This is a genomic window from Pseudomonas sp. NPDC078700 (assembly GCF_044542375.1).
In the GTDB taxonomy this organism is placed as follows: Bacteria; Pseudomonadota; Gammaproteobacteria; order Pseudomonadales; family Pseudomonadaceae; genus Aquipseudomonas.
This window is the reverse complement of the sequence record NZ_JBITUI010000003.1, coordinates 18,929-32,834: the sequence shown is the minus strand read 5'-3', so window position 1 is coordinate 32,834 and position 13,906 is coordinate 18,929. Positions and strand designations below refer to the sequence as shown.

The 13,906-nt window shown below is 53.0% G+C and carries 13 protein-coding genes; 9 read left to right on the top strand and 4 right to left on the bottom strand.

All coding sequences use genetic code 11. From position 1 onward, the window contains the following. Positions 1-67: 67 nt before the first annotated feature. Positions 68-925: a shikimate dehydrogenase gene (locus ACIGCM_RS10540; RefSeq protein WP_397502015.1), complete on the bottom strand. Its 858-nt coding sequence runs from the start codon at positions 923-925 to the stop codon at positions 68-70. A gap of 5 nt (positions 926-930) precedes the next feature. Further along, positions 931-1,371, bottom strand: a complete 441-nt coding sequence (gene aroQ, locus ACIGCM_RS10535) for a type II 3-dehydroquinate dehydratase (protein WP_397502014.1) — start codon at positions 1,369-1,371, stop codon at positions 931-933. 488 nt (positions 1,372-1,859) lie between these two features. On the opposite strand from aroQ, the gene ACIGCM_RS10530 reads away from it, so the two are divergent. From ACIGCM_RS10530 to ACIGCM_RS10505, 6 genes are all read left to right on the top strand, one after another. Continuing rightward, positions 1,860-2,069, top strand: a complete 210-nt coding sequence (locus tag ACIGCM_RS10530; RefSeq protein ID WP_397502013.1) for a hypothetical protein — start codon at positions 1,860-1,862, stop codon at positions 2,067-2,069. 155 nt (positions 2,070-2,224) lie between these two features. Then, positions 2,225-3,397, top strand: a complete 1,173-nt coding sequence (gene earP, locus ACIGCM_RS10525; protein ID WP_397502012.1) for an elongation factor P maturation arginine rhamnosyltransferase EarP — start codon at positions 2,225-2,227, stop codon at positions 3,395-3,397. 46 nt (positions 3,398-3,443) lie between these two features. Next, complete coding sequence (efp, locus tag ACIGCM_RS10520; RefSeq protein WP_339488265.1) at positions 3,444-4,016, top strand: elongation factor P; 573 nt, start codon at positions 3,444-3,446, stop codon at positions 4,014-4,016. A gap of 344 nt (positions 4,017-4,360) precedes the next feature. Beyond that, positions 4,361-5,677 carry a branched-chain amino acid transport system II carrier protein gene (gene brnQ, locus ACIGCM_RS10515; protein ID WP_397502011.1) on the top strand — a complete coding sequence of 439 codons (1,317 nt, stop codon included), beginning with the start codon at positions 4,361-4,363 and terminating at the stop codon, positions 5,675-5,677. Positions 5,678-5,819: 142 nt separating this feature from the next. Beyond that, positions 5,820-6,554 (top strand): DUF599 domain-containing protein, encoded by a 735-nt coding sequence (locus tag ACIGCM_RS10510; RefSeq protein WP_397502010.1) that lies wholly within the window; start codon positions 5,820-5,822, stop codon positions 6,552-6,554. Beyond that, positions 6,551-6,943 (top strand): MAPEG family protein, encoded by a 393-nt coding sequence (locus ACIGCM_RS10505; RefSeq protein WP_397502009.1) that lies wholly within the window; start codon positions 6,551-6,553, stop codon positions 6,941-6,943. Before ACIGCM_RS10510 ends, ACIGCM_RS10505 begins: the two co-directional genes overlap by 4 nt. 128 nt (positions 6,944-7,071) lie before the next feature. Here ACIGCM_RS10505 and lpxH read toward each other — a convergent pair whose 3' ends face one another. Both lpxH and ACIGCM_RS10495 read right to left on the bottom strand, forming a co-directional pair. Next, positions 7,072-7,806, bottom strand: a complete 735-nt coding sequence (lpxH, locus tag ACIGCM_RS10500; RefSeq protein WP_397502008.1) for a UDP-2,3-diacylglucosamine diphosphatase — start codon at positions 7,804-7,806, stop codon at positions 7,072-7,074. Next, complete coding sequence (locus ACIGCM_RS10495) at positions 7,803-8,297, bottom strand: peptidylprolyl isomerase (protein ID WP_397502007.1); 495 nt, start codon at positions 8,295-8,297, stop codon at positions 7,803-7,805. Before ACIGCM_RS10495 ends, lpxH begins: the two co-directional genes overlap by 4 nt. Positions 8,298-8,768: 471 nt before the next feature. Between ACIGCM_RS10495 and ACIGCM_RS10490 the strand changes: the two genes are divergently transcribed. The 3 genes from ACIGCM_RS10490 to ACIGCM_RS10480 all read left to right on the top strand — a co-directional run bounded on the left by ACIGCM_RS10490 (position 8,769) and on the right by ACIGCM_RS10480 (position 13,838). Next, positions 8,769-10,433: a glutamine--tRNA ligase/YqeY domain fusion protein gene (locus ACIGCM_RS10490; RefSeq protein ID WP_397502006.1), complete on the top strand. Its 1,665-nt coding sequence runs from the start codon at positions 8,769-8,771 to the stop codon at positions 10,431-10,433. Between the two features lie 116 nt (positions 10,434-10,549). Beyond that, positions 10,550-11,932 carry a cysteine--tRNA ligase gene (gene cysS, locus ACIGCM_RS10485; protein WP_397502005.1) on the top strand — a complete coding sequence of 461 codons (1,383 nt, stop codon included), beginning with the start codon at positions 10,550-10,552 and terminating at the stop codon, positions 11,930-11,932. 352 nt (positions 11,933-12,284) lie between these two features. After that, entirely contained in the window at positions 12,285-13,838 is a 1,554-nt protein-coding gene (locus ACIGCM_RS10480) for an arylsulfatase (RefSeq protein ID WP_397502004.1), read from the top strand. Positions 13,839-13,906: the final 68 nt, after the last annotated feature.

The following is a 13,906-nucleotide window of genomic DNA, read 5'->3' as shown; positions in this document are numbered from 1 at the left end:
CACAAGGCTGGCCAGTGCGCAAGGCACCTGGGGCCATTCTTATTGTTAAGCACGGCGCAGTGATTGCTCAGCTCATCGCATTAAAGTGTTCTTGCATGCGTTGAGCATCGGCTTCTAGACCGCTGAACAACTCAAAGGCTTTGACTGCTTGAAATACCGCCATGGTGCTGCCATCAAGCGTGCGACAACCCAACGCACGGGCTTCACGCAGCAGCTCGGTTTCAAGTGGGAAGTAGACAATCTCGGCCACCCACAAATCTGTGCGCAACAAAGCTTTGGGTACAGGCATACCCGGTAGCTTTTGCATGCCCATTGGTGTGGTGTTGACCAGTCCATCGGCACCTTGCATTGCACTGAGCAAGTCGACTCCGACCTGCGCGCGGTTGCAAGAAAAGCTCTGGTTTAGATTGTCAGCTAACTTCTGTGTGCGACTGGCGTCGACATCAAAAATAATCAGTTGCTCTACGCCCTCGCTCAGCAGCGCATGGGCGACAGCAGCACCTGCGCCACCTGCGCCCATTTGGACCACTTGTGCGCGAGCAACATCGGCCAAACCACGACGAAAACCTTCGGCAAAGCCAAGGCAGTCAGTGTTGTGGCCAATGCGCTTGCCATCGCTGAACACCACGGTATTGACTGCGCCTATGCCACGGGCTTCGGCTGACAGCTCATCAAGCAATGGGATAACGGCTTGCTTGCAAGGAAAGGTGATGTTGAGCCCTGTGAAACCGCTGTTCTGCGCACCTTTAAGTAGGTCGGGCAGGGCGTTTAGATCCAGTTTCAGGGTGTCGAGATCAATCAGGCGGTACAGGCATCGTATACCCTGCGCATCGGCCTCATGCTCGTGCATGGCAGGTGTTCGCGAGGCTTGAATACCCGCGCCGATCAGGCCAGCAAGAATGCCAGGGGTTTTAAGCTGCGGCATAAACATCAGTCCTGCAGAAGGTGAGCGAAGTGTTCGATTGCCATGCGATAGCCATTGCTGCCAAGACCACAAATCACCCCAACCGCGATTGCGGAAACATAGGAGTGATGGCGAAACTCTTCGCGCTTATGGACGTTGGAAAGGTGCACTTCGATAACTGGGACTTCGCTTGCAACTAGGGCATCACGAATGGCCACTGAGGTGTGGGTCCAGGCACCGGGGTTGATGACAATTCCGGCGCAGCGGTTGCGTGCCTGATGTATCCAGGTAATCAACTCGCCTTCGTGGTTGGTCTGCTCAAACTCAGCCTCAAAGCCGTGTTGCTTGGCGCTATGGCGACAGAGCTCGGCGATATCAGACAGGGTTTCATGACCGTAGGTGGCCGGCTCGCGGGTGCCGAGCATGTTCAGGTTAGGTCCGTTAAGGACCAAAATGGTACGAGGCATTTAAAGGTACTCCACTCTTATTTTTGTGCTTCTGAATACGAGGTCCAGGGCGCTTCAGAGCAAAATGTACCAACTAGTTAGTATGGTCAACTAGCTTAAAGGCTAATAAACAACAGTCTGGGCAATTTCAGTGTTGTGATAAATAAGATAAGTTGCTGTTTATTAAGCATTTGTAGAGAAATCTTTGAGTTTCAAATAGACCCACCATCCTGTAGTAAAGCGTTCGTTTATCGGCCACTTGCTTACGTTTTGGGAGATTGTTCCCGAAAAGCGCTTCAGGCCGGAGGCATTTGCAATGGGTTGGGGGTTGAATGTTTTGCGTGGGGGCGACAGCAACGCACGAGGTCGAAGCCGGCGCAAAAGGTGATTGATCCAGACGTTACAGCTCAGGCCATGTTTTCTATAGATAACGACTATCAATTCGACTGATTTCACCTGACGGGGCTGCAGGCATATCGTTTGTCTCAAGCAAAGTTCTGGAGGTGACCATGTCACACATCAACATCATGTCAGTCGTTGGCAGTGCAGTACCGGCGGCGTTACGGGCCGCAGGATCATTAGCCTGTTGGTATGTAGTCGTTGATGGCGTGCAAAAGTCAGGACCTTTCACATCCCTTGATGCTGCCATTGCCAACCAGTCGGTGTGGGAAATTGAGCAGCTCATGCGTCATAAGGGCCTCCAGTCATTTGCTGCCTGATCTTTAACCTGCCTTAGCGTTGGCAGTACAGCGATTTTCCTTTGTGTTGCTCCTCCCTTTACCCGCCTTCGTGGCGGGTTTTCTTTATCTGTGATTCACCACTGGTCAATAGATATTAATTTGCGCGCTGGCACCTATTGAGGATGTAGCGGGCGATGACGCACGGTAAACTGGCTCATCGAATATCAGCGGTGCGTGCTGTGAAGTGGGATATTTTCTGCAGTGTGGTGGATAACTTCGGCGACATAGGGGTGACTTGGCGCTTGGCCAAGCAACTGGTGGCTGAACATAACGGGGTTGTTCGCCTGTGGGTTGATGATGTCAGTGCCTTCGCGCGAATTTGCCCAGCGGCAGATGCCAATGCTGATTGTCAGGTCCAGCAGGGGGTTGCTGTTCATGCGTGGCATGAGCAGTGGCTAGATACCGATCCAGCAGATGTGGTGGTTGAAGGGTTTGCCTGCCACCTGCCAGAGGCTTATATAGCCGCGATGGCAGCGCGTGAGCGCAAGCCGTTATGGTTGAATTTGGAGTACCTCAGTGCCGAAGAGTGGGTGGCAGGCTGCCATGGCTTGCCATCTATGCAGTCCAATGGCTTGCAGAAATACTTCTTCTTCCCCGGATTTAGTAAAGACACTGGCGGCTTGTTACGCGAGGCTGCGCTTATAACTGAGCGTCAGGCGTTTCAGGCAGCGCCTGCTGCACGCCCAGCCTTTCTGCGTGGTCTCGGGGTTGAGCCTGTGGCCGGTGCACGGCTGATCTCCTTGTTTGCCTATGAAAACCCGGCCTTGTCCAGTTGGCTCGAGGCTTTGGCCGTAAATAGGCAAGCCACTCAGCTACTGGTGCCCGAGGGGCGAATTCTGGCGGATGTCCAAGCCTGGGTTGGCGGTGAGCAGTTGCGGGCGGGTGATTGTCGGGTGCATGGCCAGTTGCAGATCAATGTGCTGCCCTTTATCGAGCAAAGCCAATACGACCGCTTGCTGTGGAGTTGTGACTTCAATGCAGTGCGCGGCGAGGATTCATTCTTGCGGGCGCAGTGGGCAGGTCGGCCGATGCTTTGGCATATCTACTCGCAAGAGGAGGGTGCCCATCTGGACAAACTTGAGGCGTTTCTAAAACGCTATATCGATGGTTTGTCTGCACCTGCCAGTGAGGCGCTGTTGTCACTGTGGCGAGACTGGAATAGTGCTCAATCGGTGAGCAAAAGTTGGTCGTTGTGGCTTGAAAACGCTGAAGAGCTGACCGTTCATGCAGAAAAATGGTGTCTAGAACAGGCTTCTCACACAGATCTTGCTGCTGCGCTGGTGCAGTTTCAGCAAAATTGGATATGATACGCCACCTAGAATTCTGTAACTCCATTCATATCCGGATATTAGTATGAAAACCGCACAAGAAATGAAGCCCAACAGTGTGGCTCTGATCGACGGCCAGCCTTGGCTCATCCAGAAAGCCGAGTTCACCAAATCCGGTCGTAACAGCGCCATCGTTAAAATGAAATTGCGCAACCTGCTGACCGGCTCTTCGACAGAAACCGTTTACAAAGCAGACGATAAGCTTGAACCAGTTATCCTGGACCGTGTTGACGTGACTTACTCGTATTACAGCGAGCCAAACTACGTGTTCATGGACGAAGAGTTCAATCAGTACGAGCTGAACAAAGAAGACCTGGAAAGCGTTCTTCCTTACATCGTTGATGGCATGACCGACGTTTGCGAAGCCGTATTCTTCGAAGGCAAAGTAGTTTCGGTTGATCTGCCGACCACTATCGTTCGCCAGATCACTTACACCGAAGGTTCCGCCCGTGGCGACACCTCTGGCAAAGTGATGAAGCCAGCCAAGCTGAGCAACGGTACTGAAGTCAAAGTTGCTGACTTCTGCGAGATCGACGATTGGATCGAAATCGACACCCGTACCGGTGAATACAAGTCGCGCGCTAAAGCCCCAGTTTGATCTGAGCTTTAACCCGTCGTAAAAGACCCGGCCCTGTGCCGGGTTTTTTCATATTTACGCCTTGTCACCCAATAGGCCATGCCGCCGTGGTGCCGACCAGTCGTCGATGCATCCAGGTTAAAAGTAGTTGATGCGACACCAAGTTATTGCGCGTCGACACACTGCCCTAGGTCAATGCCGCTTGAGGGCCGTATTTGATAACATTGCAGAGATAACTTGGTCAGGGCTTTTACAAGAGGCCTTCGACCCCCCAGTGGTTGTGCTTAACCCGCACGGCGCCGTTTCCCCCGATCCTTCGGGAAACCCTCGGAACTCATTATTTTCTGCATGCGGTATTCCCCACTATGACTCGTTTAAAAGGCTCAGATCTCCTGGCCCTAGGTTTTATGACGTTTGCCCTATTTCTCGGTGCAGGCAATATTATTTTTCCGCCAAGCGCCGGTATGGCGGCGGGCGGCAACATGGGCATGGCCGCGATTGGTTTCTTGCTGACTGGCGTAGGCTTACCCTTGTTGACAATCGTTGCGCTGGCTCGCGTTGGTGGTGGCATGGCGCTGTTGACTGCACCACTGGGTAAAGCGGCGGGCATTGCCTTTGCTGTGGCGGTTTATCTGGCGATTGGCCCGCTGTTTGCGACCCCGCGCACGGCAGTGGTTTCGTTCGAGATGGGTGTCGCACCATTTACGGGTGAGAACGGTACTGCGCTGCTGATCTATACCTTGGCGTATTTTGCCGCCGTGATGTTCTTGTCACTCAACCCGGGGCGGCTGGTTGATCGTATCGGTAAATTTATCACCCCGGTTTTGCTGGCCGCTTTGTTGGTGCTTGGTGGTGCGGCGCTCCTGGTTCCGGCGGGCGAGATCGGCCAAACCACTGCTGAGTATCAGTCTGCACCTTTTGTGCAAGGCTTCTTGCAGGGTTACCTGACCATGGACACCTTGGGTGCATTGGTTTTTGGCATTGTTATCGCCATGGCGATTCGGGATCGTGGCGTCACCGATAGCAAGTTGATCACGCGTTACTCGATTATTGCCGGTTTGATTGCTGCAACGGGGTTGTCGCTGGTGTATCTGGCACTGTTTTACCTCGGTGCAACCAGCCAAGGCATTGCCGGTGAAGCCCAAAATGGCGTTCAGATTCTGACCGCTTATGTACAGCACACCTTCGGTACGGCGGGCAGTTTGCTACTGGCTGTGGTCATTACCTTGGCCTGCTTGACCACAGCCGTTGGTTTGTTGACGGCTTGTGGCGAGTTCTTCAGTGAGCTGTTGCCAGTCCTGCCATACCGCGTGGTAGTGGTGGTTTTGGGTGTGTTTAGTTTGCTGGTAGCGAATCAAGGCCTGACTCAGTTGATCAGCTTGTCAGTACCTGTATTGGTTGGCTTGTACCCACTGGCGATCGTGTTGATTTGCTTGAGCTTGCTTGATCGGTTCTGGTTGTCGTCATCTCGAGTGTTTATACCTGTGATGTCGATTGCTTTCATTTTCGGCTTTGAAGCCGCCTTGTCAGCTGCGGGCTTTAAAAATCTAGTGCCAAGTATTTTTTCCCAGCTACCACTTTCTGAGCAGAGCCTTGGGTGGGTGTTGCCGGTAATGGCAACCTTGCTACTGGCAGTGATTGTTGACCGCATTGCAGGGCGACCGGACGCCGTGACGGCCTAACGCAGGAAGCTGCAATTTGTTCAATAAGAAGCCGCCTTTAAGGCGGCTTCTTATTGCGCGGGTTTTGTTAAAGCATTGGTTTTTGTTAGGCAGTCAGGGTTGCAGCTTGTCTATAATCGCCATGGGCTAACAAGGAGTACCCATGTCGATTAGTGATGTTCACCTGCCGCATCTGATTGCAGTCATCTGGTTCTTGATTTGCTGGATCGGCTACAGCCGTTATTCCTTGGCAAAGGCCAAGACGACACCTTGTCTTGCCAGTGTCCTGCATTTGTATCGTGAAGATTGGATGCGCCGCATGTTGCTGCGCGAAAATCGCATCGCCGATGCTAACGTTATTGGCAACCTGGAGCGTAATGCTTCATTTTTTGCATCGAGCACGCTGATTATTCTGGCCGGTATTTTGACCGTATTGGGCTCATCTGACCGGGCGCTTTCCTTGTTGGCAGATTTACCCTTTGTGCAAGAGGCCAGCCGCAGTTTGTCTGAAGTCAAGTTATTGGGTTTAGGCGTGGTCTTTGTCTACGCTTTTTTCACCTTTAGCTGGTGCATGCGTCAGTACAACTTTGCTGCAATCCTGGTGGGCTCAGCGCCTATGGTTGGCGAGCGCAATGTGACAGAGCAAGAGCGCAAGGCCTTCAGTGAACGCACTGCTCGCGTCATCTCAATGGCGGCCAACCAGTTTAACTATGGGCTGCGTGCTTACTACTTCGGCATGGCGACCTTGGCCTGGTTTATCAATCCATGGTTTTTCATCGCAGTGACCACGGGTGTGGTCATGATCCTGTACCGCCGTGAGTTCCACTCAGATGTGCTTGAGGTCATGGTTTACACCCAAACCCCAACAATTGAACCGGTAAAGGAGAAGGCTGAATGAGTCTGCCATTTTGGTGTGTGTTTATCAGTGCGCTATTGATCTTTATCGCCAAGATTCCAGTGGCCAAAGCAATGCAGCAGCAGGGCGGTGGTCACTACGACAACCATCATCCGCGTAGCCAGCAGGCCCAGCTCACCGGTTTTGGCGCGCGCGCATTAGCGGCGCATTTGAACAGCTTTGAGGCATTCCCGCTGTTTGCCGTGGGCGTATTGATGGCCCATGTCACACAAACTCAGGGGTATTTGATCAATGCACTGGCGCTGACGTTTGTGATCGCGCGGGTTGTGTATCTGGTTTGCTACTGGGCGGATTTGCACTGGCAGCGCAGCCTGGCGTGGTTTGTCGGGCTGATTTGCAGCTTGTTATTGATGCTTTCGCCTGCACTGTAAAGCCCGGTCAATGGGTGGGTGACGTTTTTCATCCGCCATTGCCGTCGTGACTATTTGGGCTGTTTGTATGGGAAATAGTGGTCAAACTTGGCGTTTTCAGACCCTAGGCTATTGCGTCCATCTTCGACTCAGGACGCAATAGCTTCAAGATTGAAAGCTGCTTGATTAAAGCCATTTTCATCGACTTGCAGGGCCCAGCCTTGCCGGTCCCAATCGCCTAAAACTATGCGTCTCGCGGGCGCTTCGTTTACCTGCAGTTTGTGCACTGCTGGGCGATGGGTGTGGCCATGGATCAGGGTTTTGACTGAGTGTTGAGCCATGACCCTAGTGACTTCATCTGGGGTGACGTCAACAATATCGCTGGCTTTCATCCGGGTTTGTGCGCGGCTTTCATTACGCAGCTTGCGGGCAAGCTTGTGACGGGTGCGTAGGGGAAGATTGCGCAAAACCCACAGCGTCAGCGGATTACGCAGGTAGCGGCGCAGGCGCATGTAGTTTTCATCGCGGGTGCATAGGCTGTCGCCGTGCATCAGCAATACGGACTCACCGCCCATCTCGACCACGCTGGGGTCTTTAAGCAGGGTGCAGCCAGCTTCACGGCAAAAGCCTTTGCCGATCATAAAATCGCGGTTGCCATGCATGAGGAAAATAGCTGTGCCGCTTTCACTTAGCTGCTTGAGGGCGTCGGCAATCGAGCGTTGGAAAGGGGTGATGGCATCGTCGCCAACCCAGACTTCAAAGAAATCGCCAAGGATGTACAACGCCTCAGCCTGACGTGCTCGAGTGCTGAGGAAATGTAGAAACGCCCGGGTTATATCCGGGCGCTCCTGTTCAAGGTGTAGATCAGAGATCAGTAGAATCACTCAACGATCTCTGCACGCTCGATGATGACGTCGTCCACGGGTACATCTTGGTGGCCAGACTTCATGGTGGTGGGAACGGCTTTGATTTTTTCGACTACATCCATGCCATCGGTTACTTCGCCGAATACTGTGTAGCCCCAGCCTTGCACGGTCGGTGCGGTGTGGTCGAGGAAGGTATTGTCAGAGACGTTGATAAAGAACTGTGCTGAAGCCGAATGTGGCTCCATGGTGCGGGCCATGGCAACGGTACCGACTTTGTTGGAAACGCCGTTGTTGGCTTCGTTTTTGATGGTCGCGCGAGTCGACTTCTGCTTCATGCCCGGCTCAAAACCACCGCCCTGGACCATGAAGTTGCTGATCACACGGTGAAAAACGGTGCCGTCGTAATGGCCGCTTTTTACGTATTCTTCGAAGTTGGCCACGGTTTCTGGTGCCTTGTCAGCAAACAGGGTGAGGGTGATAACGCCGTGGTTAGTGTGCAACTTGATCATGAGAGTAATCGCTCTGTCGAATTAAGCAGGAGGCCGAATCAAGCCAAGCAAGCCTTGAAACTACTGCATTAGGTTGTTGCTGAGGCCCAATAAATCAATACATTTGAGGCCTTGCAGGCCATATTTTGCCTGAGCCCATAGGTGCAACAGACATTGTAAACGTAAGTTAAGTAGTACGCAGCGCAAATGAACTGGGTTCAAGGCCTGTCAGGGGGTTGACAGCTTCGGCTATGATAGGCGCTTTGGAATTGTCGGAAAACCATCACGTCAGTTATTAACGTGCTTAGCTGGACTATCGTTTGAGCAACTCCGTTGTTTTGATCTTCATGCGTTGAACATCAATCCAATTCATAATGATAGCGCCCCTACACGTTTGTAACACCCAGGTTGCATACGGGTCTGTTGGTTTTCAAGCATTCATTGTATTAGTCGGCCGTTGCTAAGCCGCGCACCTGCATGATCAAGGACACCATGAGCAAGCCAGAGACTCCCGTCGCAACGAACTTCCTTCGCCCAATCGTCCAGGCTGACCTGGAGACAGGTAAGCACGCGAAGGTTATTACACGTTTTCCGCCGGAACCTAACGGTTACCTGCACATTGGCCACGCTAAATCGATCTGCCTGAACTTCGGTCTGGCTAAAGAGTTTGGCGGTGAGTGTCATTTGCGTTTTGATGACACCAACCCGGCCAAGGAAGACCAGGAATACATCGATGCGATCAAGCAGGACGTGCAATGGCTTGGCTTCCAGTGGGCGGGTGAGGAGCGTTATGCGTCCAACTACTTCGACCAACTGCATGATTGGGCCGTCGCGCTGATCAAGTCTGGAGATGCCTTCGTTTGCGATTTGTCGCCAGAGGAGTCGCGGGAGTACCGCGGCAACCTGACCGAGCCAGGTCGCAACAGCCCGTTTCGTGACCGCTCGGTTGAAGAGAACCTTGACCTGTTTGCGCGCATGAAAGCGGGCGAGTTTGCCGATGGCGCACGTTCGCTGCGGGCCAAAATCGACATGGCTGCGCCAAATATCAACTTGCGCGATCCGATTCTCTACCGCATTCGTCATGCTCATCACCATCAGACCGGTGATAAGTGGTGCATCTACCCAAGCTATGACTTCACCCACGGTCAGTCGGATGCGATCGAAGGTATTACCCATTCGATTTGCACCCTTGAGTTCGAAGATCACCGCCCGTTGTATGAGTGGTTCCTGGCTAAATTGCCGGTGCCAGCACAGCCGCGGCAGTACGAATTTGCGCGTCTGAACCTCAACTACACCATCACCAGCAAGCGTAAGCTTAAACAACTGGTTGACGAAGGCCATGTGAACGGTTGGGATGACCCACGTATGTCGACCTTGGTCGGCTATCGTCGTCGTGGCTACACGCCGGCATCGATGCGCCACTTCTGCGACATGATCGGAGTTAACCGCGCCGGTGGCGTGGTGGATATCGGCATGCTTGAATTCGCGATTCGTGAAGACCTCGACGCCAATGCTTCGCGTGCCATGTGTGTGCTTAAGCCGTTGAAAGTGGTAATCACCAATTACCCTGAAGATCAGGTGCAAATCCTCAGCCTGGCGCGTCATCCGAAGCAGGATATCGGTACGCGTGAGTTGCCATTCGCCCGTGAGATTTACATCGACGCCGGTGATTACGACGAGAACCCGCCAAAGGGCTACAAGCGCCTTGAGCCGGGTGGCGAAGTACGTTTGCGCGGCAGCTATGTGATTCGTGCTGATGAAGCCATCAAAGACGCCGAAGGCAATGTCATCGAACTGCGCTGCTCCTATGACCCGGAAACCCTCGGTAAGAACCCGGAAGGGCGCAAAGTCAAAGGTGTGGTGCACTGGGTTCCGGCGGATGCCAGTGTTGAGTGTGAGGTGCGTTTGTATGACCGCCTGTTCCGTTCGGCCAACCCTGAAAAAGCAGAAGAGGGCGCAAGCTTTCTCGACAATATCAACCCTGAGTCGCTGGTCGTGCTCAAGGGCTGCCGCGCTGAGCCTTCATTGGCGACTGCCACGGTTGAGGATCGTTTCCAGTTTGAGCGCGAAGGTTACTTCTGTCTCGACGCGAAAGATTCCAAGCCGGATGCACTGGTGTTCAACCGCACCGTAACGCTGCGTGATTCCTGGGGTTAAGTCCCGCCCGTAGTGCTGAGTGAATTACCCGGTTCGCTGCAGGCGTTAGGTACGTCTGTGGCGCACTGGGACACTCCTGATTTTGTGGCTCAAAGGGCCGCGTTTAAGGATTTTTTATGCTGACCATCTACAACACCCTGAGTAAAACCAAAGAAGAACTTAAACCGCTGGTTGGCAATCATGTGCGCATGTATGTCTGCGGCATGACGGTTTATGACTTCTGTCACATTGGTCATGCTCGGGTGATGGTTGCGTTTGATGTGATCGCACGCTGGCTGCGCTTTCGCGGTTATGAGCTGACCTATGTGCGAAATATCACCGATATCGATGACAAGATTATTCGTCGCGCTCAGGAAAACGGTGAAAGCTTTGAGGTGCTGGTTGATCGGATGATCGCCGCCATGCACGAAGACGAAGCGCGCCTGTCGGTGCTGCGCCCAGATATGGAGCCGCGCGCAACAGGGCACATTCCGGGCATGCACGAAATGATTCAGACCTTGATCGACAAAGGCTTCGCCTACGCGCCGGGCAACGGGGATGTGTACTACCGTGTCGGTAAGTTTGTCGGCTACGGCAAGCTGTCGCGCAAGAAAATCGAGGACCTGCGCATTGGTGCGCGGATCGAAGTCGACGAGTCAAAAGAAGATCCGTTGGATTTCGTCCTGTGGAAGGGCGCCAAGCCGGGCGAGCCAAGCTGGCTGTCGCCATGGGGTGAAGGGCGTCCGGGCTGGCATATCGAATGCTCGGTGATGTCCACCTGCTGCTTGGGCGAGACCTTCGACATTCACGGTGGAGGCCCGGACTTGGTGTTCCCGCACCATGAGAACGAAATTGCCCAAAGCGAGGCGGCAACCGGCAAGCTCTATGCGAATGCCTGGATGCATGCCGGTGCAGTGCGGGTCGACGGCGAGAAGATGTCCAAGTCTTTGGGTAACTTCTTCACCATTCGCGAGGTGCTGGAAAAGTATCACCCTGAAGTGGTGCGTTACTTCCTGGTGTCGAGCCAATACCGCAGCCCGATCAACTACTCAGAAGACAGCTTGAAAGAAGCCAAGGGCGCGCTGGAACGGTTTTATCATGCACTCAAGGGCTTGCCTGAGGTCGCAGTCGCTGGCGGTGAAGCCTATGCAGAGCGGTTTGCGGCCGCGATGGATGATGACTTCAACTCACCTGAAGCCTGTGCCGTCTTGTTTGAAATGGTTCGCGAGATCAACCGTCTGCGCGATACCAACCTTGATGCTGCCGCAGGCTTGGCTGCGCGCTTGAAAGAACTGGCTTCGGTGCTGGGTGTTTTACAGCTTGAGCCAGAAGCTTTCTTGCAGGCGGGCGCTGAGGGCAAGGTTGATGCCGCTGAAGTTGATGGGCTGATTGCAGCGCGACTACAAGCCCGTGCTGATAAAAACTGGGCTGAGTCTGACCGCATTCGTGATCAGTTGACAGCCATGGGTGTTGTACTTGAAGACGGCAAAGGCGGAACCACTTGGCGCTTAGCTGAGTAACTGACTGTCTGATTTGCTGCAGGAAAAAGCCGCTTATGCGGCTTTTTTTCTGCCTGCAAAATGCTTCTACTTCGAAAGCGTGATATTGATGGTTTGCGCTGTCACTGAAAGACAAATTATTGTCGCGTTATGTCAATCCAAGGCGTCACCCAAAGGTTTATTGTGCACCTTGGATTGCCTTGTTCTGAGTAAAGTCAGGGCATTGAGGACTGGTAATTAAATTGCCGCTTCAATACCGCTCAAAGGTTCAAGTTAACGCTTTTGTAGGTTTTGGCGTGTGTTTATCTCTGAAGTTCTAGAGCTAAGCTGGGGCGCACTACAGACTAATAATAATGACCAAAAGGATGTCACGATGGCTTGGCTACAAGTACGTCTTAAAACTATTGGCGCGTTAGCGCTATTAGCATCTTCAGTTTGCGCTGCCTCTCTGGTTTCTGCCGCCGACAAACCCAATATTTTAGTGATAATGGGCGATGACATCGGCATCACAAACATCAGCAAATACAGCTACGGCATGATGGGTTACCCAACCCCTAACATCGACCGCATTGCCAACGAAGGCATGATGTTCACCGACTACTACGGTGAGCAAAGCTGTACCGCTGGGCGCGCAGCGTTTATCACCGGCCAGCATCCTGTGCGTACCGGTTTGACCAAGGTCGGCATGCCAGGCTCGACAGTCGGTTTGCAAAAAGAAGACCCAACCTTGGCCGAACTGCTTAAACCACTCGGTTACACCAGCGGTCAGTTTGGTAAAAACCACTTGGGTGACCGCGACGAGTTCTTGCCGACAAACCATGGTTTTGATGAGTTCCTCGGTAACCTCTACCACCTCAATGCTGAAGAGGCACCAGAGGACGAAGATTGGACCAAGAATCCAGTTATCGATAAAGCCATCCGCCCTCGCGGCATTATTCACAGCACCGCCGACGGCAAGATCGAAGACCTTGGGCCGCTTAATCGCAAGCGCATGGAAACCATTGACCAAGAGTTCCTAGATGCGTCGCTTAACTTCATGGATAAAGCGGTCAAGCAAGACAAGCCGTTCTTTGTCTGGTTTAACTCGACGCGCATGCATTACTACACCCATATCAAAGAAGAAACCAAAGGCATTTCTGGCCAGGGCTTCTACAACGATGGCATGGTTGAGCATGATGGCCAGGTCGGTGAGATCCTTAAAAAGCTAGACGACTTGGGCGTTGCTAATAACACCATCGTCATCTACACCACCGATAACGGTGTGCACTTCAACCAATGGCCCGATGCAGGTATTACTCCCTTCCGTGGTGAGAAAAACACCAACTGGGAAGGTGGATACCGAGTTCCGGCGATTATCCGTTGGCCAGATCACATCAAGCCTAACAGCGTCTCCAACGAAATCGTCTCCGCGCAAGACTGGGTACCAACCCTCATGGCAGCAGCGGGTGTGCCTGACGTGAAAGAAAAACTGCTGAGCGGCTACACAGCAGGCGACAAGCACTTCAAGGTGCACTTGGATGGCTACAATCAGTTGCCTTACCTTGAAGGTAAGGAGCAGAAGGGGCCGCGCACTGATTTCTACTACTTCAGCGACGACGGTAAGCTACTGGGCGCGCGCGACGGTGACTGGAAAATTGTTTACGCAGAGCAACGTGCACACCGCTTTGATGTATGGCGCGACCCGTTCATAGACCTGCGTGCACCTAAGCTGTTTAACCTCCGTCGCGACCCTTTCGAGCGAGCTGACACCGACTCCAACAGCTACAACGTGTGGTGGGACAAGAAAGCTCAGTCGGCTATCTTTCCGGGGATCTTCCGCACACAGCAGTTCTTGATGACGTTCAAGGATTTCCCACCGCGTCAGCGTCCTGCATCGTTCACCATCGACCAAATGGTTGAGAAACTGATGAACTTTAAAGATAAATAAGCAGCGCAAGGGTTCTTGCACAGGCTTGTTTGTAAAACAAATAAACCACCTTCGGGTGGTTTTTTTGA